Consider the following 23,481-nt stretch of genomic DNA (forward strand, 5'->3'; position numbering starts at 1 on the left):
GGGTCAGGCTCCCGCTGCGACGAGGACGGCGGCGACGGCCAGGACGAGGGAGCCCGCGAGCAGTGCGCCGAGGTAGGTCTGCACATTGCCGGTCTGCGCCCGGCGGACGGCGGCGCCGAACAGGCCGGGCGCGGCGGCCGCGCCGCGTACGTAGGTCTCGATGACCTCGCGGTCGAGGAAGCGGACCAGACCGGCGGCGGCGCGCACCGGGCGGACGAACAGCGCGCCGTAGACGGCGTCGAGGTGGAAGCCGGTGGCGGCGTGGCGGTGCAGCGGGCCGAGCAGGAGGCGGCCGGGGTCGGCCGGGTCGGGCGCCGCCGCGACGGAACCGTAGGCGGCCTCGTGGGTGGCGATGGCCTCGGCCTCGGAGACGGCGTCGGCGGCGTCGGGGTGGGCGGCCACCGCGCCGAGCGGGACGCGGGCGGCGAGGGCGGAGGTGTGCCGCCAGGCGCCGTACATCACCAGGGCTCCGGCGAGCGCCATGCCGGTGCCCAGGACGGAGGTGGTGAGGGTCGGGGTGAGGCTCTCGCCGTCGAACCAGTCGGGCAGGGCACCGTAGCCCAGGCCGAACGCGGCGGTGGGCACGAACAGCACCCACAGCACGGCGTTCATGGCGACCGGCTGCTTCCCGTGGTCCGGGACGGGCTCGCCCTTGCCGTGGAAGGCCATCAGCCACAGCCGGGCGGCGTACCCGGCGGTGAGCAGGGCGGTGAGCAGTCCGGCGAGGAGGACGGTCCAGCCGACGCCCTCGGGGACGTCGGCGGTGTGGCCGGTGGCGGCGTGCTCCGCGGCGCCGAGCACGGCCTCCTTGGAGAAGAAGCCCGCGAAGGGCGGGATGGCGGCGAGCGCGAGCAGCGCGACCGTCACCGTCCAGAACGCGTCCGGGATCCGCTTGGTGAGGCCGCTCATCCGGGACATGGCGGCCAGCGAGTTGGTCCCGGCGGCGTGGATGATGACGCCCGCGCCGAGGAAGAGCAGCGCCTTGAACGCACCGTGCGCGATCAGGTGGAAGACGGCGGCGCCGCGGTCCCCGACGGCCAGCGCCCCGGTCATGTAGCCGAGCTGGCCGACCGTCGAGTAGGCGAGGACGCGTTTGATGTCGTCCTGGGCGAGCGCGGCGAGCGCGGAGCCGACCATGGTGACGGCCGCCATGACGGCGAGCACGGCGAGCGCGGCCGCGGAGGAGAGGAAGACGGGCAGCAGCCGGGCGATGAAGTAGACACCGGCGGCCACCATGGTCGCGGCGTGGATGAGCGCGGAGACCGGGGTGGGACCGGCCATCGCGTCGGGCAGCCAGGTGTGCAGCGGGAACTGCGCGGACTTGCCCGCGACCCCGGCGAGCAGCAGCAGTGCGATCAGGGTGGGGTGGTCCAGCGGGGCGCCGGAGTCCGAGGTGAGCCGGGTGACGATACCGCTGATGCTGAAGGTGCCGGTGTCGCCCGCGAGGACGAAGAGACCGATCAGGAACGGGACGTCGCCCAGCTTGGTGACCAGGAACGCCTTGAGGGAAGCGGACCGGGCGGCCGCGGTCTCCCAGTAGTGGCCGACCAGGAAGTACGAGCAGATGCCCATGATCTCCCAGCCGACCAGCAGCACGATGAGGTCGTCCGAGTAGACGACGAGCATCATCGCGGCGGTGAACAGGGAGACCAGCGCGGCGTAGGAGGGGTAGCGCGGGTCGTCGCGCAGATAGCCGGTCGAGTAGATCTGGACGCAGCAGGCCACCACCCCGACGAGGACCGCGACCAGGGCGGCGAAACCGTCGACGTTCAGGGCGAGGTCGACGGGGACCGAGCCGGTGTCGGCTAGCCGGGTCGAGGCGTGCAGGGGCGCTGTTCCGGAGCCCTCTCCCCCGCCCTGGCGCACGGCGACGAGGACGGCGAACGCGGTCGCGGCCAGGGTGGGCAGCACGGCCAGCGGGCGGACGAAACCGGGGGCGCGGCGGCCCGCCCCGAGGCCCGCGAGGGCGCCGAGGAAGGGCAGCAGGGGGACGAGAACGGCGGCGGTCGTGGTCGTCACGCGGTCTGCCTCCGGACGGGAGTTGCCTCGTCGGCGCCGTTGTCGGTGGGGGCTGTCACGCTGTCGTCAGCGGCGGGGGTACCGGCCGGAGGGGGGTCGGCGAGGTCCCGGAGCCGGTCGACGTCGGCGGTGCCGCGGTTGCGGTGGACGAGGAGGACGATGGCGAGACCGATGCCGATCTCGGCGGCGGCGATGGCGATGGTGAACAGGGTGAGCGCCTGGCCCGCGTGCAGGGTGTCGCGGAGCCAGACGTCGAAGGCGACGAGGTTGAGGTTGACGGCGTTGAGCATCAGCTCGACCGACATCAGCACCAGGATCGCGTTGCGGCGGGCGAGCACGCCGTAGAGACCGGTGCAGAAGAGGAGGACGGCGAGGACGGCGGGGTAGGCGAGGTGCATCAGCGCTTCTCCTTGCCGCGGGTGGGGGCGCCCTTGTCGCCGCCGGTGTCGCCGTTCCTGCGGGACAGGACGATCGCGCCGACGAGCGCGGCCAGCAGCAGCACGGACAGCGCCTCGAACGGCAGCACCCAGTGCCGGAAGAGACTCTCGCCGGAGACGGCGGTGGAGCCCTGTACGCCCTTGTCGAGGTCGATCCAGGTGGCCCGGAAGGCGTCCACGACCACCCAGACCAGGGCGGCCGCGGCGGCGAGGGCCACCGCGAGCGCGGCCGGGCGGTTGCCCGAATCGGCGTCCGGCGAGCGGCCGATGGGCGCCTTGGTGAGCATCAGCCCGAAGAGGAGGAGGACCACGACGGAGCCGACGTAGATCAGCACCTGCACCCAGGCGATGAACTCCGCCGTCAGCAGCAGGTACTCCACGGCGAGTCCGCCGAGCGTGACCACCAGCCAGAGGGCGGCGTGCACCAGCTGCCGGGTGGTGACGGTGACGACGGCCGCGCCGAGGGTGACCAGGCCGACGAGGAGGAACGCGATCTCCACACCGGTGGGCGACAGGAAGCCATGGCCCGGGGCGGCGAGCCCGTGGCCGGTGGCCGCCGCGAGCTGGACTGCGGAACTCACGAGGCGGCTCCGTTCCCGCGCGGGGTGTCGCCGGGGGTGTCGCCGGGGGTGTCGCCGTCCGCACCGGCGGCCTCGGCGGCCGCGGCCGCTTCCGCGGCGGCCAGCTTGTCGGCGGCCTTGCGGGCGGCGGCGATCTCCTTGGGCTCCTCCGCGGCCGGGTCGAGCGCGGGCGGCGCGGGCACCGTCCACATCCAGTCGCGGAGCTTGTCCCGCTCATGGGTGAGCTCGCGGATGTCGGTCTCGGCGTACTCGAACTCCGGCGACCAGAAGAGCGCGTCGAACGGGCACACCTCGATGCAGATACCGCAGTACATGCACAGCGCGAAGTCGATGGCGAACCTGTCCAGCACGTTCCGGCTGCGCTCCCGTCCGCCGGGGGCGGCCGGGGGCACCGTCTCCTTGTGGGAGTCGATGTAGATGCACCAGTCCGGGCACTCCCGGGCGCAGAGCATGCAGACCGTGCAGTTCTCCTCGAACAGCCCGATCACCCCGCGGGTACGGGGCGGCAGTTCGGGCTGTGCGTCCGGATACTGCGCGGTGTGCGACTTCCGGGTCATCGTGCGCAGAGTGACGGCCAGGCCCTTGGCCAGACCGGAACCGGGGATGCCCATCAGGAGATCACCACCTTGACGACGCCGGTGAGGGCGATCTGGGCCAGCGAGAGCGGGATGAGGCAGGTCCAGGCGAACCGCTGGATCTGGTCCTCGCGCAGCCGGGGGTAGGTCACCCGCAGCCAGATCACCACGAAGGCGAGGACGGCCGTCTTCAGCAGGGTCCACAGCCAGCCGAGGCCGTCGGCGAACGGGCCGTGCCAGCCGCCGAGGAAGAGCACGGTGGTGAGTGCGCAGAGGATCACGATGCCCGCGTACTCGGCGAGCAGGAAGAGCGCGAAGCGCAGTCCGGTGTACTCGGTGTACGCACCGAAGATGATCTCGGAGTCGGCCACCGGGGCATCGAACGGCGGACGTTGCAGCTCGGCCAGGCCCGCGGTGAAGAACACCACCCCGCCGACGATCTGCCAGGGCACCCACCACCACTCGAAGGCGTCGAGGATGCCGGGCAGCGAGACGGTACCCGCGGCCATCGCCACGGACGCGGCGGTGAGCAGCATCGGCAGCTCGTAGGCCATCAGCTGGGCGGCCGTCCGCAATCCACCGAGCAGCGAGAACTTGTTGGCCGAGGCCCAGCCCGCCATCAGCGAGCCCAGCACGCCGACGCCCATCACGGCGAGCACGAAGAAGATCCCGGCGTCCACGAACTGGCCGACCGCGCCCTCGGCGGGACCGATCGGGATCGCCACGAGCACCAGGAGGTACGGGAGCAGCGCGACGGCCGGGGCGAGCTGGAAGATCCGCCGGTCCGCCCCGTTCGGGACGATGTCCTCCTTCTGCGCGAACTTCACGCCGTCCGCGACGAGCTGGGCCCAGCCGTGGAAGCCGCCCGCGTACATCGGTCCGAGACGGCCCTGCATATGGGCCATCACCTTGTGCTCGGTCTGTCCGACGAGCAGCGGGAGGACCAGGAAGGCGAGCAGCAGGGCGAGCAGTCGCAGCGCGACGTCGAGGACGTCGTTCACCCGGTGCCTCCTGGCTGGTCGTCGGTGGTGTTCTCGTCGGGGCGGGGGTCCTCGCCGGACGGGCGGGGTTGCTCCTCGGCCGCCGGTTCCGCGGCCTCCGGTTCCGCCGCTTCGGGCCGCTCGGCTTCCGCCGCGTCGGCTTCCCGTTTCGCGGAGGCGGTATCGCCCGCGGACGCGTCGTCATGGGCCGGGCGGGCGTGGTGCCAGGGGGCGTCGGAGGACCGCGTACGGGGCGCGGGCCGCTCGGCCGGAGCGGCTTCCGCCGCCGGGGCCTCCGGCGCGGCCGGGGCGGCGGCGTCCGGGGCCGGGGTCGTCTCGTCCGGCGCGGGGGCCTTCGTCTCGCGCCGGCCGGCCGAGCCCTCACCGGCGCTGCGCGCGCGGCGGGCCGGGCGTTCGGCCGGGGCCGCGGGGGCAGGCGTCTCCGCCGCCGACTCGGCCGCCGGGGCCGCCGTCTGCTGGCTCGCCGAGCCCGCGCTCGCCGTACGGGTGCGCCGCGCCGGGCGCTCGCCCGCCGCACGGGCGCCACCTGCCGCGCGGGCGCCACGGGCCGGACGGGCCGGGGCGGGCGGCAGCTGGCCCTTGAGCGGGCCCCATTCGTTGGGGTCGGGAACGCCGGGCGGCAGCATCTGCCGCCGCTTGGGACCGCCGTGGTCGGACTCCCCCGGCTCCTTCGCACCCGGCCACGCCTTGGCGACCCGGGCCGCCAGGACGAAGTCCTTGCGCAGCGGATGGCCCTCGAAACCGTCGGGGAGCAGCAGCGGTGCCAGATGGGGGTGGCCGGTGAAGCCGATCCCGAACATCTCGTGGGTCTCCCGCTCGTGCCAGGCCGCACCGGCGTAGACACCGGTGGCGGTGGGCAGCGCGGGCGCGTCGTGCGGCACGGTGGTGCGGACCAGCAGGGTGCGCACCGCGGGGCCCGGGGCCCCCGGGGCACCGAGCGCGACGACGTACGCGGAGACACGGAACCCCGTACCCGGTTCGTCGACCGCGCTCAGCCAGTCGAAGTAGGAGCAGCCGAGGGTGTCGCGGGCCGTCTCCAGCGCCGCGGTCCAGGAGGCGGCGGGGACGTCCACGGTGAGCAGGCCGTACGCCTCCTCGGCCGTGGCGCCCTCGCCGAACAGTTCGGCGGCGGACCGCGGCAGCCAGCCCACGGGCGGCGCGGCGGCCGGGGCCTGGTCGGCCGGCGCCGTCTCCTCCGGGGGCTCGGTCGGTTCGGGTCGCTGCTCGGTCATCGGGTGTCTTCCTGCGCCGGAGGCTGCTGCGGAGCCTGCTGCGGGGGCGTGACCAGGCCGCTGCGGAGGGCGGCCGTGGAGGGACGGCCCGCGGCGGCGTCCGCTCCGTAGCGCTCGCCCAGCGACTCCCGGGCGATCTTCTCCTGGAGCTTGAGGATGCCCTGCAGCAGGGCCTCCGGCCGGGGCGGGCAGCCGGGGACGTACACGTCGACAGGGATGATCTGGTCGACGCCCTTGGTCACCGAGTACGAGTCCCAGTACGGGCCGCCGCAGTTGGAGCAGGCCCCGAAGGAGATCACGTACTTCGGTTCCGGCATCTGCTCGTACAGCCGCTTCACCGCGGGCGCCATCTTGTCCGTGACCGTGCCGGACACGACCATCAGGTCGGCCTGGCGCGGCCCCGGCGCGAAGGGGATCACGCCGAGCCGGATGAAGTCATGGCGCGCCATGGAGGCCGCGATGAACTCGATGGCGCAGCAGGCCAGCCCGAAGTTGAAGACCCACAGGCTGTAGCGGCGGCCCCAGTTCAGGACCACCTTCATCGGCTCGGGGGCCAGCCGGGCGAGCGCGCCGAGGCGGCGGGGCTCCGGCAGGTCGACCGGGGTCGGCGTCGGGGTCGGTGTCACGTCCATTCCAGGACGCCCTTCTTCCATGCGTACAGCAGACCTACGGCGAGGAACCCGAGGAAGATGAACATCTCCACCAGCGTGGCGGCACCGAAGCCGGGCGCGGCGAAGACCGTCGCCCACGGGAACAGGAAAATCGAGTCCACCGCGAAAATCACGTACAGAAAAGCGTAGACGTAATAGCGGACCTGGGTGTGGGCCCAGCCCTCGCCCACGGGGTCCACACCGCATTCGTACGTCAGCAGTTTCTCGGGCGTCGGCACCACGGGGCGCAGCAGCCGCCCGGCCCCGAAGGCCACGGCGACGAAGATCACCCCGACTGCTCCGAGCAGACCGACCACCGCGTATCCGTGGAGGTAGTCGGCCGCGAGCTGGACGCTGGTGGTGGTGCGCACGGTCGTCGCCTCCGGCACGTCCGCCCCTCGCTCCCTGATCCTGGCTGTCTGGCCTGCTCCTCGTCGACCTCGTGTGTTCGACGATCCGTACGGACGGGAGTCTAGGCCCTGACGGTCCCCGGCTGATCCGCCCGTCCGGCATGCGGCGGGGGCGGACCCGGCGCACGGTGGTGCCGCGGGTGGCGGGGCCGGGGGGATACGTCCCGCATCCGGTGGGGTTAGCCCTACGTCCGTCCGGCGACGGACCCCATGGCGCGGGACCTCCGGGCCGGGCACTCTTGGCTGCTATGACCTCCCGTTCCTCCGGTTCTTCCGGTTCCTCCGGCGCAGCCGTCGGCGCCACCGTGGACGGCGCCGCGAGCGGCGCCGATGAGCGCCTGCCCCGGCCGCCCGCCGTCGCCTATCCCGCGCAGACGTGGAAGGAGATCGCCCATCTGCTGCTGAATCTGCCGGTGGGCATCGTCGGCTTCGTCTACGCCGTCGTCTGGATGTCCGTGGGCGTGGGTCTCTCGGTCACGGTGGTGGGACTGCCGCTGCTGGCCTTCGGGCTGATCGGCGGTCGGCTGTTCGGCCGGTTCGAGCGGGCGCGGGCCAGGGCGCTGCTCTCCCTGCGGGTGGACGAGCCCAGCCCGCTGCCGCACGTACGGGGCCAGAGCTTCTTCGGCTGGCTGTGGACAAGTCTGCGGGACCCGGTGGGCTGGCGCAGCGGGCTGTACGCCCTGATCCGGCTGCCCTGGGACGTGGTCACCTTCGCCATCGCGCTGACCTCGCTGTTCGTCGCCTGGCCGGTGCTGCCCTGGGTCGCCCGCGCACTCACCAACGTGGACCGGGCGCTGGTGCGCGGCCTGCTGTCGCCGTCGGACGAGCTGGAGCGGCGGATCGCGGAGCTGGAGGAGGACCGGGGCACGGTGGTGGACACCGCCGCGGCCGATCTGCGCCGTATCGAACGCGATCTGCACGACGGGGCCCAGGCCCGTCTGGTGGCGCTGGCCATGGACCTCGGCCTGGCGAAGGAGAAGCTGGAGGAGGACCCGGAGGCCGCGGCCAGGATGGTCGACGAGGCCCACGGCGAGGTGAAACTCGCCCTCCAGGAACTCCGCGACCTCGCCCGCGGTATCCACCCCGCCATCCTCACCGACCGGGGACTCGGCCCGGCACTCTCCGCGCTCGCCGCCCGCTGCACCGTGCCGGTCACCGTCACCGTCGACCTCCCCCAGCGGCCCGCACCCGCCATCGAGGGCATCGCCTACTTCACCGTCTCCGAACTCCTCCAGAACATCAGCAAACACAGCGGCGCCCGGACGGCGACGGTGGAGATGTGGCACGCGGACCGCAGACTGCTGTTCCAGGTGCGGGACGACGGACGCGGCGGGGCGAGCCCGGCCGGGGGCAGCGGACTCGCGGGGCTGGCCGAGCGGCTGGGCTCGGTCGACGGACTGTTCACGGTGGAGTCGCCGCCCGGCGGGCCGACGACGATCACCGCCGAGCTGCCGTGGCGGGACCGCGTTCCGGCGCCGCACTGAGGACGGCCCGACGAGGGCGGTCCGCCGCCGAGGGCCGCCGACGGGCCCGCCGAGGATGCCGCGCGGCGCGGGAGGTGGGGCTAACCCCCGGGTGAAGACGCCCACCTCCCCGATGGCCCGGCCCGGCGCGCTCCGGAAGCCTGGACGCACACGGACGACGCACCCACTTCAGCCGGTGCGCCGGGACCCCCGGCGCCGGGAGGACGGACGGACACCACGATGGCCACCGCATACGGACCGTACGGGCCCGGGGCCGCGCCCCACGGCAGCCTCGGCGCGGCGCTGCGGGCGCCGTTCCAGGGCCGCGTCTGGCGGGAACTCCTCTATCTGCTGATCAGCCTGCCGATGGCCATCGTCTCCTTCGCCTACACGGTCACGATGATGTCGCTCGGCGTCGGACTCCTGATCACCTTCCTCGGTATCCCGGTGCTCGGTCTCGCCCTCGCCGGCTGCCGTGTCCTGGGCCATGTGGAGCGGGCGCGGGCCCGGGGGCTGCTCGGCCTCGTGGTGGCCGATCCCGGACCGGCGCGCCTCCCTAAGCGCAAGGACGGCCGCCGTGGGACCGGCCCGCTGGCCTGGGTGGGGGCGGTCCTCAAGAGCGGCACCTCCTGGCGCCACGCGCTGTACGCGGTGCTCCATCTGCCGTGGGCGATCTTCGCGTTCGTCGTCGGCACCGTCCTCTTCGCCTACGGCTGGGGTTTCGTCACCTATCCGCTGTGGCGCTGGGTCTTCCCCACCTTCGGTGACAAGCCCGGCCTCCAGCTGTGGGGCGACCACGACGGGAACGCCTTCTATCTGGACACCCCGCTGGAGATCGCCGCGACCTGTGTGATCGGGGCGGTGGTGCTGCTGCTGACCCCGCCGACGGTCCACGGGCTCACCTCGGTCGACCGGCTGATGGTGTCCGGGCTGCTGGGCCCTTCCCGGCTGGCCAGCCGGGTCTGGGAGCTGGAGGAGGACCGGGGCACGGTGGTGGACACCGCCGCGGCCGATCTGCGCCGTATCGAACGCGATCTGCACGACGGGGCCCAGGCCCGTCTGGTGGCGCTGGCCATGGACCTCGGCCTGGCGAAGGAGAAGCTGGAGGAGGACCCGGAGGCCGCGGCCAGGATGGTCGACGAGGCCCACGGCGAGGTGAAACTCGCCCTCCAGGAACTCCGCGACCTCGCCCGCGGTATCCACCCCGCCATCCTCACCGACCGGGGACTCGGCCCGGCACTCTCCGCGCTCGCCGCCCGCTGCACCGTGCCGGTCACCGTCACCGTCGACCTCCCCCAGCGGCCCGCACCCGCCATCGAGGGCATCGCCTACTTCACCGTCTCCGAACTCCTCCAGAACATCAGCAAACACAGCGGCGCCCGGTCCGCCGAGGTGGATGTCTGGCGGGCCGCGGACCGGGTGATGCTCCAGGTCACCGATGACGGCCGGGGCGGAGCCCACACCTCCGCGGATTCCGGCCTGGCGGGGCTGGCCGAACGGCTCGACGCGGTGGACGGCATCCTCGTCGTCCACTCCCCCGCCGGCGGCCCGACCGCGGTCACCGCCGAGCTGCCCTGGCGCTGAGCACCGGCGCCCCTGCCCACCTCCCGTCCCGCCGGGTCCCCGCGACGCGGGCGTCCGAATCCTGGGATGCTGGTCCCGACGAACCGAGCGAACGGGGGACGTGCATCGTGGAGGACAGAGTGCGGGTGGTCATCGCCGAGGATTCGGTGCTGCTGAGGGAGGGACTGACCCGGCTGCTGACCGACCGTGGGCATGAGGTCGTCGCGGGGGTGGGCGACGCCGACGCGCTGATCAAATCGATCCGCGAGCTGGCGGACGAGGGCGCGCTGCCGGATGTGGTGGTCGCCGATGTGCGGATGCCGCCCACCCACACCGACGAGGGGGTGCGGGCCGCCGTCCGGCTGCGCCGCGACCATCCGGGACTGGGTGTGCTGGTGCTGTCACAGTACGTGGAGGAGCAGTACGCCACGGAGCTGCTGGCGGGCAGCAGCCATGGGGTGGGCTATCTGCTGAAGGACCGGGTGGCCGAGGTCCGCGAGTTCGTGGACGCCGTGGTGCGGGTCGCCCGGGGCGGCACCGCGCTCGACCCGGAGGTGGTCGCCCAGCTGCTGGGCCGCAGCCGCAAACAGGACGTGCTGGCCGGGCTCACCCCGCGAGAGCGGGAGGTGCTGGGGCTGATGGCCGAGGGCCGGACGAACTCGGCGATCGCCCGGCAGCTGGTGGTGAGCGACGGGGCGGTCGAGAAGCACGTCAGCAACATCTTCCTGAAGCTGGGGCTGTCCCCGAGTGACGGGGATCACCGTCGAGTGCTCGCGGTGCTCACGTATCTCAGGTCCTGACCGGCCGATCAGAACCGGTGAGCACCGCTGTGACCTGCCGTCAGACCCCTGGGCCCGGTGGGGGTGTGCACCGGGGGCCCGGCGCTGAAGCGAGGCCAAAGGCTGAACGGGGGATCAGCGGAAATGACAACACGGGGGAGGGGGCACGTTATGTCAAACCATGACATAAAGGGTTCATATAGCGACGTCCACCATGTGATCCGGCCAAGGAAGGCGACCCTTACCGACGTACGATGGTCATGGGACAACCGGTCGGCACCGACTGTCCAGGAGCGCCGCCTCGAAGGAGGTCCGAAGCAGTGACCAGCCAGGTCAGTAGCCCGGCCGAGCAGGCCGAACCAGCCGATCAGCAGGGCGGGCCCGGGTCCGCCGGGGAGCGGCGAACACCGGACGGCGGTAAGCAGATCCGCCGTCTGGACCGTGTGATCATCCGGTTCGCGGGTGACTCGGGCGACGGTATGCAGCTCACCGGCGACCGGTTCACCTCCGAGACGGCGTCGTTCGGCAACGACCTGTCCACCCTTCCGAACTTCCCGGCGGAGATCCGTGCCCCCGCCGGCACGCTGCCGGGAGTCTCCAGCTTCCAGCTCCACTTCGCCGATCACGACATCCTCACCCCCGGCGACGCCCCCAATGTGCTGGTCGCCATGAATCCGGCCGCGCTCAAGGCCAATCTGGGCGATGTGCCGCGCGGCGCCGAAATCATCGTGAACACCGATGAGTTCACCAAGCGCCCGATGGCGAAGGTGGGCTATGAGACCAGTCCGCTGGAGGACGGGTCGCTCGACGGGTACAGCGTCCACCCGGTACCGCTGACCACCCTGACCATCGAGGCCCTGAAGGACTTCGGGCTGTCCCGGAAGGAGGCGGAGCGCAGCAAGAACATGTTCGCGCTCGGCCTGCTGTCGTGGATGTACCACCGGCCCACCGAGGGCACCGAGACGTTCCTGCGCCAGAAGTTCGCCAAGAAGCCGGAGATCGCGGAGGCCAACGTCGCCGCGTTCCGGGCGGGCTGGAACTTCGGCGAGACCACCGAGGACTTCGCCGTCTCCTACGAGGTGGCCCCGGCGACCACCGCCTTCCCGGCGGGCACCTACCGGAACATCTCCGGGAACCTGGCGCTGTCCTACGGGCTGGTCGCGGCCTCCCGCCAGGCCGATCTGCCGCTGTTCCTGGGCTCGTACCCGATCACCCCGGCCTCCGACATCCTTCACGAGCTGTCGCGCCACAAGAACTTCGGGGTGCGCACCTTCCAGGCCGAGGACGAGATCGCGGGCATCGGGGCCGCGCTGGGCGCCGCCTTCGGCGGGGCGCTGGCCGTGACCACCACCTCCGGTCCCGGAGTGGCGCTGAAGTCCGAGACCATCGGGCTCGCGGTGTCGCTGGAACTCCCGCTGCTGATCGTCGACATCCAGCGCGGCGGGCCGTCCACCGGACTGCCCACCAAGACCGAACAGGCCGATCTGCTCCAGGCCATGTACGGGCGGAACGGCGAGGCACCGGTGCCGATCGTGGCCCCGCGCACCCCGGCCGACTGCTTCGACGCCGCCCTGGACGCGGCCCGGATCGCGCTCGCCTACCGCACCCCGGTCTTCCTGCTCTCCGACGGCTACCTGGCCAACGGCTCGGAGCCGTGGCGGATCCCGGAGATCGACGATCTGCCCGATCTGCGGGTGCAGTTCGCCACCGGGCCCAACCACGTACAGGCCGACGGCACCGAGGTGTTCTGGCCGTACAAGCGCGACCCCGAGACCCTCGCCCGCCCCTGGGCCGTACCCGGTACGCCCGGTCTGGCGCACCGCATCGGCGGGATCGAGAAGCAGGACGGCACCGGCAACATCTCGTACGACCCGGCCAACCACGACCATATGGTCCGCACCCGCCAGGCCAAGGTGGACGGCGTCCGGGTGCCCGACCTCGAGGTGGACGACCCCACCGGTGACGCCCGCACCCTGGTGCTGGGCTGGGGTTCGACCTACGGGCCCATCACCGCGGCGGTCCGCCGGGTGCGGGGCGCGGGCGACCGGATCGCCCAGGCCCATCTGCGCCATCTCAACCCCTTCCCGGCCAACCTCGGGAAGGTGCTGGGGGATTACGACAAGGTGGTGGTGCCCGAGATGAACCTGGGCCAGCTCGCCACCCTGATCCGCGCCCGCTATCTGGTCGACGCCCGCTCCTACACCCAGGTCAACGGCATGCCGTTCAAGGCCGAGCAGCTCGCCGCGGCCCTCAAGGAGGCCATCGATGACTGAGACCGTCGCCCATGGGATGCCCGGCATCGAAGCGCTCTCGCTGGTCCCCAAGGCCGAGGCCAAGCAGTCCATGAAGGACTTCAAGTCCGACCAGGAAGTGCGCTGGTGCCCCGGCTGCGGCGACTACGCGATCCTGGCCGCCGTGCAGGGCTTCATGCCGGAGCTGGGCCTGGCCAAGGAGAACATCGTCTTCGTCTCCGGCATCGGCTGCTCCTCCCGTTTCCCGTACTACATGAACACCTACGGGATGCACTCGATCCACGGCCGTGCGCCCGCCATCGCCACCGGTCTCGCCGCCTCCCGCCGCGATCTGTCGGTGTGGGTGGTCACCGGTGACGGCGATGCGCTGTCCATCGGCGGCAACCACCTGATCCACGCCCTGCGGCGCAACGTCAACCTGAAGATCCTGCTGTTCAACAACCGCATCTACGGGCTGACCAAGGGGCAGTACAGCCCGACCTCCGAGGTCGGCAAGATCACCAAGTCCACGCCGATGGGCTCGCTCGACGCGCCCTTCAACCCGGTGTCGCTGGCGCTGGGGGCCGAGGCGAGTTTCGTCGCCCGCACGGTGGACTCCGACCGCAAGCACCTCACCGAGGTGCTGCGGCAGGCCGCCGCCCACCCGGGCACCGCGCTGGTGGAGATCTACCAGAACTGCAACATCTTCAACGACGGCGCCTTCGAGGTGCTCAAGGACAAGCAGCAGGCCGAGGAGGCGGTCATCCGGCTGGAGCACGGCCGGCCCATCCGCTTCGGCGCCGACCAGGACAAGGGCGTGGTGCGCGACCAGGCCACGGGCGATCTGGAGGTGGTCACGGTCACCCCGGAGAACGAGCACCGGATCCTGGTCCACGACGCCCACGCCGACTCCCCCACCACCGCCTTCGCGCTGTCACGGCTGGCCCACCCCGACACCCTGCACCACACCCCCATCGGGGTGCTGCGCTCCGTCGGGCGGCCGGTCTACGACACCGATATGGCCACCCAACTCGACGCCGCCGTCGAGCAGAAGGGCAAGGGCGATCTCGGCGCGCTGCTCGCCGGGAACGACACCTGGACCGTCGTCGGCTGAGCCGGTCCCCTCGCTCCCTCCGCCCCCGCGGCCGCTCCGGCGTCCGCGGGGGCGTTCGTACGTCCGGGCGCAGGCGACCGCCCGGCCGGAGCGTCGGCCCGCGGCCCGGCCGGGCAGCCGCTCTCATAAGCCCATGTCCGACACCGCCGCCCCGCTCCAGCCGCCCGACCGCCTCGGCTACCGCGTCAAACGGCGTCTGCTCGGCCCGCCCCTGGTCACCGAGCGCATCCGGCGGGAGAAGCTGCGCAACCCCGTCGCCCTGGGCGTGCTCGCCTCGGACTGCATCTCCTCCACGGCCTACGGCAGCGAGGAGATGCTGCGGGTACTGGTGCCCGTCATCGGGGTCGCGGCGTTCACCCTGATCCTGCCGGTCACCGGGTCGATCCTGCTGGTGCTGCTCCTGCTGACGCTCTGCTACAGCGATGTGGTGACGATCTACACCCGCGCGGGCGGTTCGTACATCGTGGCCCGGGAGAACCTCGGCCCCGACATCGCGCAGATCGCCTCGGTCGCGCTGCTCGTCGACTACATCGTCACCGTCGCCGTGCAGGTCTCCGCCGGAACCAACGCGATCATCTCCTTCGCCCATCTGCTGGGCGGCTCCTGGACCGGTCTCGACCACCTCCAACTGCCCCTGAGCGTCCTGGTGATCGTGGTCCTGGCCTACGGCAATCTGCGCGGACTGCGCGAGGCGGGACGGGTTTTCGCGGTCCCCGCCTATCTGTTCATGCTCGCCGTCGGGCTGATGCTGGTGGTCGGGGTGGTCCGCGGCCTCACCGGACGGCTGCCGCACGCCGATGTGCACGCCGCGGGCGCGGTGCCGCTCGGGGACCCGGGCGACGGACTGCTCTACGGCGCCTCGCTCTTCATCGTGCTGCGCTCCTTCGCCAACGGCGGCTCCTCGCTCACCGGTCTGGAGGCGATCTCCAACGGGGTGTCCGTCTTCCGGGAGCCGCAAGGGATCAACGCCCGCCGCACGCTGGTCGTGATGAGCTGTGTCCTGGGCACCCTGGTGCTGGGCGTCTCCGCGATGGCCCACTTCACCCATGCCATCCCCTATCGGGACGGCACCCCGACCGTGCTCGCCCAGGAGGCCCATCTGGTCTTCGGCGACGGGGTGCTGGGCGCGCTGGGACTGGCGTTCGTCCAGCTCTCGACCGCGCTCATCCTCTACACCGGCGCCAACACCCCGTTCACCGGCTTCCCCTTCCTGGCCAGTTTCGTCGCCGAGGACCGCTTCCTGCCCCGGCAGCTCACCCGGCGCGGTCACCGGCTGGCGTTCTCCAACGGGATCATCTCGCTGGCGGTGGTGGCGCTCGCCCTGCTGGTGGTCACGGACGCCAATGTGGACCGTCTGGTGGCGCTGTACGCGATCGGGGTGTTCACCGCGTTCACCATGGCCGGGACCGGGCTGACCGTGTATCACCTGCGGCGCAGGGAGCGGGGCCGCCGCTGGAAGATCGCGGTCAACCTGACCACCGCGGTCGTCTCCGCGGCGGTGGTGCTGATCTTCGCGGTCACCAAGTTCACCGAGGGCGCCTGGCTGGTCGTGGTGGTCTTCCCGCTCGGGGTCTGGGCGCTGATCCGGATCAACCGCGAGTACCGGGCGGAGGCGGCGGCCCTGGAGGAGGTCCCGACCCTCGGCGACGACACCTCGCGCTGGCGCCGGCACGTGGTGTACGTGCTGGCGGACAGCATCGACCTCGCGACGGTCGAGGCACTGCGCTACGCCCATGAGCTGCGGCCCGACGAGGTGCGGGCGCTGCACGTCATGGTCGACGAGACCCATGCCCGCAGACTGATGGCCCGCTGGGAGCGGACCGCCGGGGTGACCGTGGCGCTGGAGGTCGTGGAGTGCCCGGACCGGCGACTGCGCCATACGGTCATGGAGCTGGCGGCCCGCACCACCGAGGACGGCCGGACCGCGCTGACCCTGCTGGTGCCGCGCCGCACCTACTCCTCACCGCTGGGCAAACTGCTGCACCGGGGGACGGCGGAGGCGCTGGCGAAGGCGCTGGAGCATCTGCCGGGGGTGGCGGTGACGATCCTGCCGTTCGATGTGGGGCGGGCGGTGCGGACGATGGGGCGGCGCCGGAAGGGGACGCGGAACCGGTCACGGAACCGGTCGCGCTGAGGACCGCCGCGGACGAGCCGCCCGCCGGACGTCACGGACGCCACGGGTGTCATCGGCCACCCCCGCCCCTGTCATCACCGTATCCATGGAACGGGAATGACAGGCGGCCTCCCGGGCGCTACCTTCGTGACGTCACCAGGGACATCCACCAGGTCGAGGAGGGGTTGTGCAGCCGCAGCAACAGGACCGCGCGGGGCTCCTCTACGGCTTCGCCGCGTACGGCATGTGGGGGCTGGTACCACTCTTCTGGCCGCTGCTGGAGCCGGCGGACGCGGTGGAGATCCTCGCCCACCGGATGGTGTGGTCGCTGGCGGCCGTCGGGCTGATCCTGCTCGCGCTGCGCCGCTGGGCCTGGATCCGGCCGCTGCTGCGGCAGCCCCGGCGGCTGGGCCTGATCGCGATCGCCGCGAGTGTGATCTCGGTCAACTGGGGTCTGTACATCTGGGGCGTGAACAGCGGACACGTCGTCGAGACCGCCCTCGGCTACTTCATCAACCCGCTGGTCAGCATCGCCTTCGGGGTGCTGCTGCTGCGGGAGCGGCTGCGGCCCGCGCAGTGGGCGGCGGTCGGCGTCGGCGCGCTGGCCGTGGTGGTGCTCTCCATCGGCTACGGCAAACTGCCCTGGATCGCGCTCACCCTGGCGTTCTCCTTCGCCACCTACGGGCTGGTGAAGAAGCGGGTCGGGCTGGGCGGACTGGAGTCGCTGGCCGCGGAGACCGCCGTGCAGTTCCTGCCCGCGCTCGGCTTCCTGCTGTTCCTCGGGTCGCGCGGTGAGTCCACCTTCGGCAGCGGGGGTGCGGGCCACTCGGCGCTGCTGGCGAGCTGCGGTGTGATCACCGCGCTGCCGATGATCTGCTTCGGGGCGGCCGCGGTGCGGCTGCCGCTGTCGACGATCGGGATGCTCCAGTACATCGCGCCCATCTTGCAGTTCACCCTGGGCCTGGTGGTCTTCCATGAGTCGATGCCGCCCGAGCGGTGGGCGGGCTTCGGACTGGTCTGGCTGGCCCTCGCCCTGCTGACCTGGGACGCGCTGCACACCGCACATCGGGCGCGGCGGGAGCTCGCCCGGGCTGCCGCACGGGCGGAGCGGTCCCTCGCCGCCTCCGGTGCCGGCTCCGCGTCCGCTCCCACTTCCGGTTCCGCTTCCGGCTCGGTTTCCGGCTCGGTTTCCGGCTCGGTTTCCGGCTCGGTTTCCGGCTCCGGCGCTGGCTCCGCTGCCGGCTCCGGTTCCGCGGACGAGGTCCCGGTGGCCCTGGCGGAAGCCGCCGCCGGGGTGGTGCCCGATGTCATCCCGGGCGCCGGTCCCGAGTCCGCCTCCGACGCCGTAGCCGACCTCACCACGGACATCACCCCCGGCACTCCCGGGAAGCACGGCGGCTCGATATCCGGCGGCTGATGTCCGGTTTCCGCTCTTGACGCGGAGTCATGGCCACCCGGACCATCAGCCGCATCACCACCGCATCGCCGGTTCACCGCTCCATCGCCCCCCACGGGCACGTGTGTCACCACAGCGTCACGTCATTCCGTCCTGTCCTCGTTCGGAATTCGGAGCCCCCCATGTCGACATCGGCAGATCGGCACCCCCTCACGTCCCGAAGATCCTGGCTGCGCCGCGCCACCACCGCGGCGGCCGTCGGCACCGCGGTCGCCGCCCTGGTCGGGGCCGCGCCCGCCGCCGCACCGGGCGGCACCGCCGCCGCGGCCTCCCACCGCGCGGCGCCCGGCACCCTGGCCGCACCGGACGTCCCGGTGGCCAATGTGAAGGCCCACCTCAGCCAGCTCCAGTCCATCGCCACCGCCAACGGCGGCAACCGCGCCCACGGCCGCCCCGGCTACAAGGCGTCCATCGACTACATCAAGGCCAAGCTGGACGCCGCCGGATTCACCACCACCGTGCAGCAGTTCAGCTACTTCGGCACCACCGGTTACAACCTCATCGCCGACTGGCCCGGTGGTGACACCGACAACGTGGTGTTCAGCGGAGCCCATCTGGACTCCGTCTCCGCAGGGCCCGGTATCAACGACAACGGCTCGGGCTCCGCCGCGATCCTGGAGACCGCGCTGACCGTCGCCCGTACCGGGGCCCAGCCCACCAAGCACCTGCGGTTCGGCTGGTGGGGCGCCGAGGAGATGGGGATGGTCGGCTCCCGGAACTACGTCAACCGGCTGTCCTCCGCGGACCGCGGCAGGATCGACGCCTATCTCAACTTCGACATGATCGGCTCGCCCAACCCGGGCTACTTCGTCTACGACGACGACCCGACGATCGAGTCGGTGTTCAAGCAGTACTTCAGCGGCCAGAACATCGCCACCGAGCCGGAGACCGAGGGCGACGGCCGCTCGGACCACGCCTCGTTCAAGAACGTGGGCATCCCGGTGGGCGGGCTGTTCAGCGGTGCCGACTACCGCAAGACGGCGGCCCAGGCCCAGAAGTGGGGCGGCACTTCCGGGCAGGCGTTCGACCGCTGCTACCACCGCTCCTGTGACACCACGAGCAACATCAACGACACCGCACTGGACCGCAACAGCGACGCCATCGCCTACGCGGTCTGGACCCTGAGCGGCGCCTGACCACCGGTTCCACCGTTCGTTCGTACCGCGCCGTGTTCGGCCCGGTCGGCTCAGGCCGTGATGTCCTTCGCGGTGAACCGGGCCCAGGCCGCCGAGCCGAACACGGCCGCGTACAGCCCCTGCAACTCCAGGTTCTTGACCAGGTCGTCCCAGTAGACCGGCGCCCGCAGCAGATCCGCGAAGCTCAGCCAGTGGTGCGGGAAGAGATACGGGTGGATCGCGTGCAGCTGCGGGATGGTGTCCAGGATCTGTGCGGTGATCACCAGCCCCACCGTGGTGGCCATCGCCGCGATACCGCTGTTGGTGAGGGTCGAGATGAACACGCCCAGCGTCGCGATGCCCACCAGGGACAGCGCCACGACGGCCGCCACCCCCAGCGCCCGCACCAGCCCGTCACCGAAGGAGACGGTGGTGCCGGAGATCAGGGTGACGTCCCCGAGCGGGAAGAGCAGTGCCCCGGTCGCCAGTCCGCTGACGGCCACCGCCAGGGTGGCCACCAGGCAGAAGGCCATGACGGCGGTGAACTTGGCCAGCAGCAGCCGGATCCGGCCCGCCGGCGCCACCAGCAGATAGCGCAGTGTGCCCGAGCTCGCCTCGCCCGCGATCGAGTCACCGGCGATCACACCGATCGCCATCGGCAGGAAGACCGGCAGGGTGGCCGCCAGCGCGGCGAAGACCAGGAAGATCCCGTTGTTGGTGATCTGGGAGAAGAACGCGGGGGCCTCGCCCTCGCCACCGCCGCCGCCCTGTCCGACCGTGCCGCCGTCACTGGTCTCGATCTTCACCGCGATGCCGATGAGGACCGGGACGGCCGCGAGCACCCCGAGCAGGGCCAGGGTCCGCCAGCGCCGGAAGGTGGTGGTCAGCTCACTGCGAAAGAGCGCCAGTGTCCACAGCGGACGGGACGGCCGCACGGCCGCGACCGGTGCCGCCGGCGCTCCGGTCTCAGCCCGCGACATCGAAGCCCTCCCCGGTCAGTGCCACGAAGGCATCCTCCAATGAGGCGCGCTCGGTGCCGAAGGCCCGGACCCGCACCCCTTCGCGCACCAGCGCGGCGTTGAGGTCGGCCAGCTCCAGGGGCGTCTGGGGCAGCTCGCCGACGACACGCTCGTCGAGCGTCACCAGATCCGTCACTCCGTGCTCCTTCAGGACCCGGACCGCGTCCACCGGATCCGGGGTGGTGACCGAGAGCCGGCCGCGGCTGCTCGCGGCCAGTTCGGCCACCGTGCCCTGGGTGATCAGCTTCCCCTGGGCCATCACGGCCGCGTGGGTGCAGATCTGCTCGATCTCGTCGAGGAGATGGGAGGAGAGGAAAACGGTGGTGCCCTCCCCCGCCAGTTCCCGCACCAGAGCGCGGATCTCCCGCATGCCCTGGGGGTCCAGACCGTTGGTCGGCTCATCGAGGACCAGCAGCTCACGCGGCTGGAGCAGGGCGGCGGCCAGGCCGAGGCGCTGCTTCATCCCGAGCGAGTAGGCGCGGGCCTTCTTCCCGGCCGCGGCGCCGAGGCCCACCCGGTCCAGGGCGGAGGCGACACGGGCGGGGCGGGTGCGCGGATCGGCGGTGGGATCGGCCGCGTCGTAGCGCAGCAGATTGTCCCGGCCGGTCAGATGGGAGTAAAGCGCGGGGCCCTCGATGAGGGCCCCGACCCTGGGCAGCACGCTCCGGGCCGCGCGGGGCATGGGCTCGCCCAGCAGCCGGGCGGCTCCGGAGGTCGGCTCGATCAGCCCCATGAGCATGCGGATGGTCGTCGTCTTCCCCGAGCCGTTGGGTCCGAGGAAGCCGAAGACACTGCCCCGCGGCACCGTCAGATCGAGTCCGGCGACGGCGAGCTGACCGCCGCGGTAGCGCTTGGTGAGCCCGCGGGTCTCGACCGCGGCCCCGGTGTCCTCCACGGGCTCCCCTTCGCCGTACCGCTCTGGTGCCTGCCGCCGTGGTGCACTCCGGCCTTCCGGCCGGAGTGCTGGTCGGCCGTGTCGGCCGTGTCGGCCTACTTGGCCTTGTTGGCCGCCGCGACCAGGGCGTCCTTGTCGACCGCGCCGACGTAGACCTTGCCGTCATCGGTGAGCAGCGCGTTCACCAGACGGGTGCTGAAGACGTGGCCGGAGCCGAAGTCGCCCGTGACCTTCTTGCCGAGGCTGTCCAGGAATCCTCCGGCGTCCTGGCCGGGACCGCCGTCGCCCTTGCCGGGCGAGGCCGGCGCGCCGCCGGGGCCGTCGAGCGTGGCGACGCTGTCCCAGCCCTCGCCGATCACGTTCAGACCGGACAGGGCCTCCTGCGCGTCCTTGTCCTTCATCCCGTCCTCGCCGCCGCGCCGGTGGTCGCCCTCCTCGGTGACCTTGGCGCCCTTGGGCGGGGTGAAGTCGAAGGTGCCGGCCGCGGGCTTGCCGAAGTCGACCTTGGTGAAGGCCACATCGACCACGGCCTTGCCGCCGCTCTTGGGAGTGAGGGTGAACTTCAGCGGGGTGCCGTTGTCCGCGTCCACCGCGATCCGGACCGAGCCGACCGTGGTGTCGTCGGACTTCGGTTCGATCAGCAGCTCATAGGCGTCCCGCCCGGCGACCCGGGTGGTGCCGTCGACCGAGACGTCCGTGGTGTCGTCCACGGAGGCGAGCACCTGCTTGGCGAACTGCTGCGGGGTGATGTCCTTCAGGTCCTCGGGCAGCTCGCGCGGATGGCCGTCCTTGGCCCCGGCGCCCTCGGGGGCGGTGGAGTGGACGACGGCGTTGGACTTGCTGTCGTACGCCCAGGTGTCGTCGCCGTTGTGGATCAGGCTGTACTCGGCGGCGTTCTCGATGATCGATACGCGCTGGCGCTCCGGGCCGTCCGCGGCCACCCGCAGGGTGTGCGAACCGGAGGCCAGCTCCATCAGCTTGCTCTCGGGCGCGGCCGAGGAGCCGTCGCCGCCTTCGCCGCCCGCACCGCCGCCGAAGTCGGAGAACGAACCGCCGCCGGGCAGCGAGGGCAGCCCCAGATCGGTGGTGATCTTCACCGAACCGGAGAGCCGCTCGGTGTCCGAGGCGGCCATCTTGCTGATCAGCCGCTCCGCCGAGATCTTCGGCAGATCGGGGTCACCGCTGCTGGCCAGCGCCGGGACCAGCCCTATCGTCGCCGCCGCTATTCCCGCGACCGCGACGGGGACGGCGTACCGGGCGGCCTTGGTCCGGCGTGCCGGGCGCTCCTCGTCCCAGAAGCCGTCGTCCTCGGCCTGTGTCGGTCGGATCCGTGCCATATGTGCTCTACCTCCGTCGTGGGCGGCGGTTGTCAGCCTGCACTCGTCCACCTCTCGGGCCCATTGTCGCCCGTTCCCGCCCTGTGGTGGTGTGTCCATCCCACCAAATCCGCCGGCCCGGGGCGTCAGCCCGCAGGATCAAGTGCACTCTCATGCTCGGGGATGACAACCGGCACCGCACGGGTGAGCTCGTACGTCCTCAGGAGACCCCGGGGTCCTGGCGCCCCCTAGGGGTACGGGGCACGGGGGTACGGGGCGGGGGTCAGCCCGCGCGGTGCACCACCGCGTCGCACAGCCCTTCGAGGGCGGCCTTCGCCGGGCCCTCGGGCAGCGGCGCCAGCATGGCCCGGGCCTCCGCCGCGTAGCGGAGGGTGTCCCGGCGGGCCTCCTCCAGCGCCGGGTGGGCGCGCAGCAGCCGCAGCGCCTCGGCGTGACGGGTGTCGTCGGTGAGGTCCCCGGCGAGCAGCTCGCACAGCGCGCGGTCCTCGGCCGAGCCGCTGGCCTCCGCCCGCGCCCGCAGCCGCAGCACCGGGAGGGTGGCGATGCCCTCGCGCAGGTCGGTGCCGGGGGTCTTGCCTGACTCATGGCTGTCGCTGGCGATGTCCAGGACGTCGTCGGCCAGCTGGAAGGCCATGCCCAGCCGCTCGCCGTACTGGGTCAGGATGTTGACGACCGACTCGTCGGCACCGGACATCATCGCGCCGAACCGTCCGGAGACGGCGATCAGCGATCCGGTCTTGCCCGCCAGCACCTCCAGATAGTGCTCGATCGGGTCCTGGCCGTCGCGCGGTCCCGCGGTCTCCAGGATCTGGCCGGTCACCAGCCGCTCGAACGCCTCGGCCTGGATCCGGACCGCCTCCGGGCCGAGGTCGGCCAGGATGTGCGAGGCACGGGCGAAGAGGAAGTCGCCGGTGAGCACCGCCACCGAGTTCCCCCAGCGGGCGTTGGCGCTGGACACCCCGCGCCGCACCTCGGCCTCGTCCATCACGTCGTCGTGGTAGAGCGTCGCCAGATGGGTCAGCTCGACGACCACGGCGGAGGGCACCACACCGGGGGCGTGCGGATCGCCGAACTGCGCGGCGAGCAGCACCACCAGGGGGCGGAACCGCTTCCCGCCCGCCCGCACCAGATGCTGGGCGGCCTCGGTGATGAAGGGCACATCACTCTTGGTGGCCTCCAACAGGCCCTCTTCGACAGCCGTCAGCCCGGCTTGGGTGTCGGCTTCCAGAGTCTGGTCCCGCACGCTCAGCCCAAGGGGCCCGATGACGCTCACGGGGTACTCCTGTCTGCCTACGATCACGCGGAATGTCGATGTGTCGCTGTCTTCACCAACAGGCAGCGTATCCGGTCGGGTATCGATCACTGTGGGCGGCTTCCCGCCTTGTGCGCCGCACAGCGTCCGTGCCCCGGAGCGACCGGTATCCCCTCGCGTACCGCGATCACCAGCAGATCATTCCTTCCGCGCCCCGGCCGTTCGCCGAACGGCCGGGG

At 71.9% G+C, this 23,481-nt stretch carries 20 protein-coding genes; 8 read left to right on the plus strand and 12 right to left on the minus strand.

All coding sequences use genetic code 11. The features are described from left to right. Positions 1-3: 3 nt before the first annotated feature. From AC07FT_RS25020 to AC07FT_RS25055, 8 genes are read right to left on the minus strand one after another with little or no spacing between them, the layout of a single operon-like run. Positions 4-2,019 carry an NADH-quinone oxidoreductase subunit 5 family protein gene (locus AC07FT_RS25020; protein ID WP_479178160.1) on the minus strand — a complete coding sequence of 672 codons (2,016 nt, stop codon included), beginning with the start codon at positions 2,017-2,019 and terminating at the stop codon, positions 4-6. Beyond that, entirely contained in the window at positions 2,016-2,417 is a 402-nt protein-coding gene (gene nuoK / locus AC07FT_RS25025) for an NADH-quinone oxidoreductase subunit NuoK (protein ID WP_431775409.1), read from the minus strand. The genes AC07FT_RS25020 and nuoK overlap by 4 nt, the downstream gene beginning before the upstream one ends. Then, the gene (locus AC07FT_RS25030) at positions 2,417-3,037 is read right to left on the minus strand and encodes an NADH-quinone oxidoreductase subunit J family protein (RefSeq protein ID WP_479178161.1); all 621 of its coding nucleotides are present in this window, start codon (positions 3,035-3,037) and stop codon (positions 2,417-2,419) included. Before AC07FT_RS25030 ends, nuoK begins: the two co-directional genes overlap by 1 nt. Beyond that, positions 3,034-3,648, minus strand: coding sequence for a NuoI/complex I 23 kDa subunit family protein (locus AC07FT_RS25035; protein ID WP_479178162.1), 615 nt, complete (start codon positions 3,646-3,648; stop codon positions 3,034-3,036). Before AC07FT_RS25035 ends, AC07FT_RS25030 begins: the two co-directional genes overlap by 4 nt. After that, positions 3,648-4,613, minus strand: a complete 966-nt coding sequence (locus tag AC07FT_RS25040; protein WP_471202858.1) for a complex I subunit 1/NuoH family protein — start codon at positions 4,611-4,613, stop codon at positions 3,648-3,650. Before AC07FT_RS25040 ends, AC07FT_RS25035 begins: the two co-directional genes overlap by 1 nt. Next, on the minus strand, positions 4,610-5,845 hold the full coding sequence (locus AC07FT_RS25045) for an NADH-quinone oxidoreductase subunit C (protein ID WP_479178163.1): 1,236 nt from the start codon (positions 5,843-5,845) through the stop codon (positions 4,610-4,612). The genes AC07FT_RS25040 and AC07FT_RS25045 overlap by 4 nt, the downstream gene beginning before the upstream one ends. Continuing rightward, entirely contained in the window at positions 5,842-6,477 is a 636-nt protein-coding gene (locus tag AC07FT_RS25050; protein WP_471202855.1) for an NADH-quinone oxidoreductase subunit B, read from the minus strand. Before AC07FT_RS25050 ends, AC07FT_RS25045 begins: the two co-directional genes overlap by 4 nt. Beyond that, positions 6,468-6,884, minus strand: coding sequence for an NADH-quinone oxidoreductase subunit A (locus tag AC07FT_RS25055; protein WP_479178164.1), 417 nt, complete (start codon positions 6,882-6,884; stop codon positions 6,468-6,470). The genes AC07FT_RS25050 and AC07FT_RS25055 overlap by 10 nt, the downstream gene beginning before the upstream one ends. 269 nt (positions 6,885-7,153) lie before the next feature. On the opposite strand from AC07FT_RS25055, the gene AC07FT_RS25060 reads away from it, so the two are divergent. The 8 genes from AC07FT_RS25060 to AC07FT_RS25095 all read left to right on the plus strand — a co-directional run bounded on the left by AC07FT_RS25060 (position 7,154) and on the right by AC07FT_RS25095 (position 18,760). Then, a complete protein-coding gene (locus tag AC07FT_RS25060) occupies positions 7,154-8,389 on the plus strand; it encodes a sensor histidine kinase (RefSeq protein WP_479178165.1) in 1,236 nt (411 codons plus the stop codon). A gap of 219 nt (positions 8,390-8,608) precedes the next feature. Next, the gene (locus tag AC07FT_RS25065; protein WP_479178166.1) at positions 8,609-9,952 is read left to right on the plus strand and encodes a sensor histidine kinase; all 1,344 of its coding nucleotides are present in this window, start codon (positions 8,609-8,611) and stop codon (positions 9,950-9,952) included. Positions 9,953-10,071: 119 nt separating this feature from the next. Continuing rightward, complete coding sequence (locus AC07FT_RS25070; protein WP_308358509.1) at positions 10,072-10,731, plus strand: response regulator transcription factor; 660 nt, start codon at positions 10,072-10,074, stop codon at positions 10,729-10,731. 299 nt (positions 10,732-11,030) lie between these two features. Then, entirely contained in the window at positions 11,031-12,983 is a 1,953-nt protein-coding gene (locus AC07FT_RS25075) for a 2-oxoacid:acceptor oxidoreductase subunit alpha (RefSeq protein ID WP_479178167.1), read from the plus strand. Further along, complete coding sequence (locus AC07FT_RS25080) at positions 12,976-14,055, plus strand: 2-oxoacid:ferredoxin oxidoreductase subunit beta (protein ID WP_431775417.1); 1,080 nt, start codon at positions 12,976-12,978, stop codon at positions 14,053-14,055. The genes AC07FT_RS25075 and AC07FT_RS25080 overlap by 8 nt, the downstream gene beginning before the upstream one ends. 133 nt (positions 14,056-14,188) lie before the next feature. After that, on the plus strand, positions 14,189-16,189 hold the full coding sequence (locus AC07FT_RS25085) for an APC family permease (RefSeq protein ID WP_479178168.1): 2,001 nt from the start codon (positions 14,189-14,191) through the stop codon (positions 16,187-16,189). A 166-nt stretch (positions 16,190-16,355) separates the two neighbouring features. Further along, entirely contained in the window at positions 16,356-17,585 is a 1,230-nt protein-coding gene (gene rarD, locus AC07FT_RS25090; RefSeq protein WP_479178169.1) for an EamA family transporter RarD, read from the plus strand. A gap of 161 nt (positions 17,586-17,746) precedes the next feature. After that, positions 17,747-18,760: a M28 family metallopeptidase gene (locus AC07FT_RS25095; protein WP_471202842.1), complete on the plus strand. Its 1,014-nt coding sequence runs from the start codon at positions 17,747-17,749 to the stop codon at positions 18,758-18,760. A 50-nt stretch (positions 18,761-18,810) separates the two neighbouring features. Here AC07FT_RS25095 and AC07FT_RS25100 read toward each other — a convergent pair whose 3' ends face one another. The 4 genes from AC07FT_RS25100 to AC07FT_RS25115 all read right to left on the minus strand — a co-directional run bounded on the left by AC07FT_RS25100 (position 18,811) and on the right by AC07FT_RS25115 (position 23,263). Then, on the minus strand, positions 18,811-19,719 hold the full coding sequence (locus tag AC07FT_RS25100) for an ABC transporter permease (protein ID WP_471202840.1): 909 nt from the start codon (positions 19,717-19,719) through the stop codon (positions 18,811-18,813). Next, positions 19,706-20,653 (minus strand): ABC transporter ATP-binding protein, encoded by a 948-nt coding sequence (locus AC07FT_RS25105; protein WP_479178170.1) that lies wholly within the window; start codon positions 20,651-20,653, stop codon positions 19,706-19,708. The genes AC07FT_RS25100 and AC07FT_RS25105 overlap by 14 nt, the downstream gene beginning before the upstream one ends. Before the next feature lie 95 nt (positions 20,654-20,748). After that, entirely contained in the window at positions 20,749-21,990 is a 1,242-nt protein-coding gene (locus tag AC07FT_RS25110) for a LolA family protein (RefSeq protein ID WP_479178171.1), read from the minus strand. 262 nt (positions 21,991-22,252) lie between these two features. After that, positions 22,253-23,263: a polyprenyl synthetase family protein gene (locus tag AC07FT_RS25115; RefSeq protein WP_254746383.1), complete on the minus strand. Its 1,011-nt coding sequence runs from the start codon at positions 23,261-23,263 to the stop codon at positions 22,253-22,255. Between the last annotated feature and the right edge of the window lie 218 nt (positions 23,264-23,481).

The organism is Streptomyces sp. NPDC045899 (assembly GCF_056431485.1).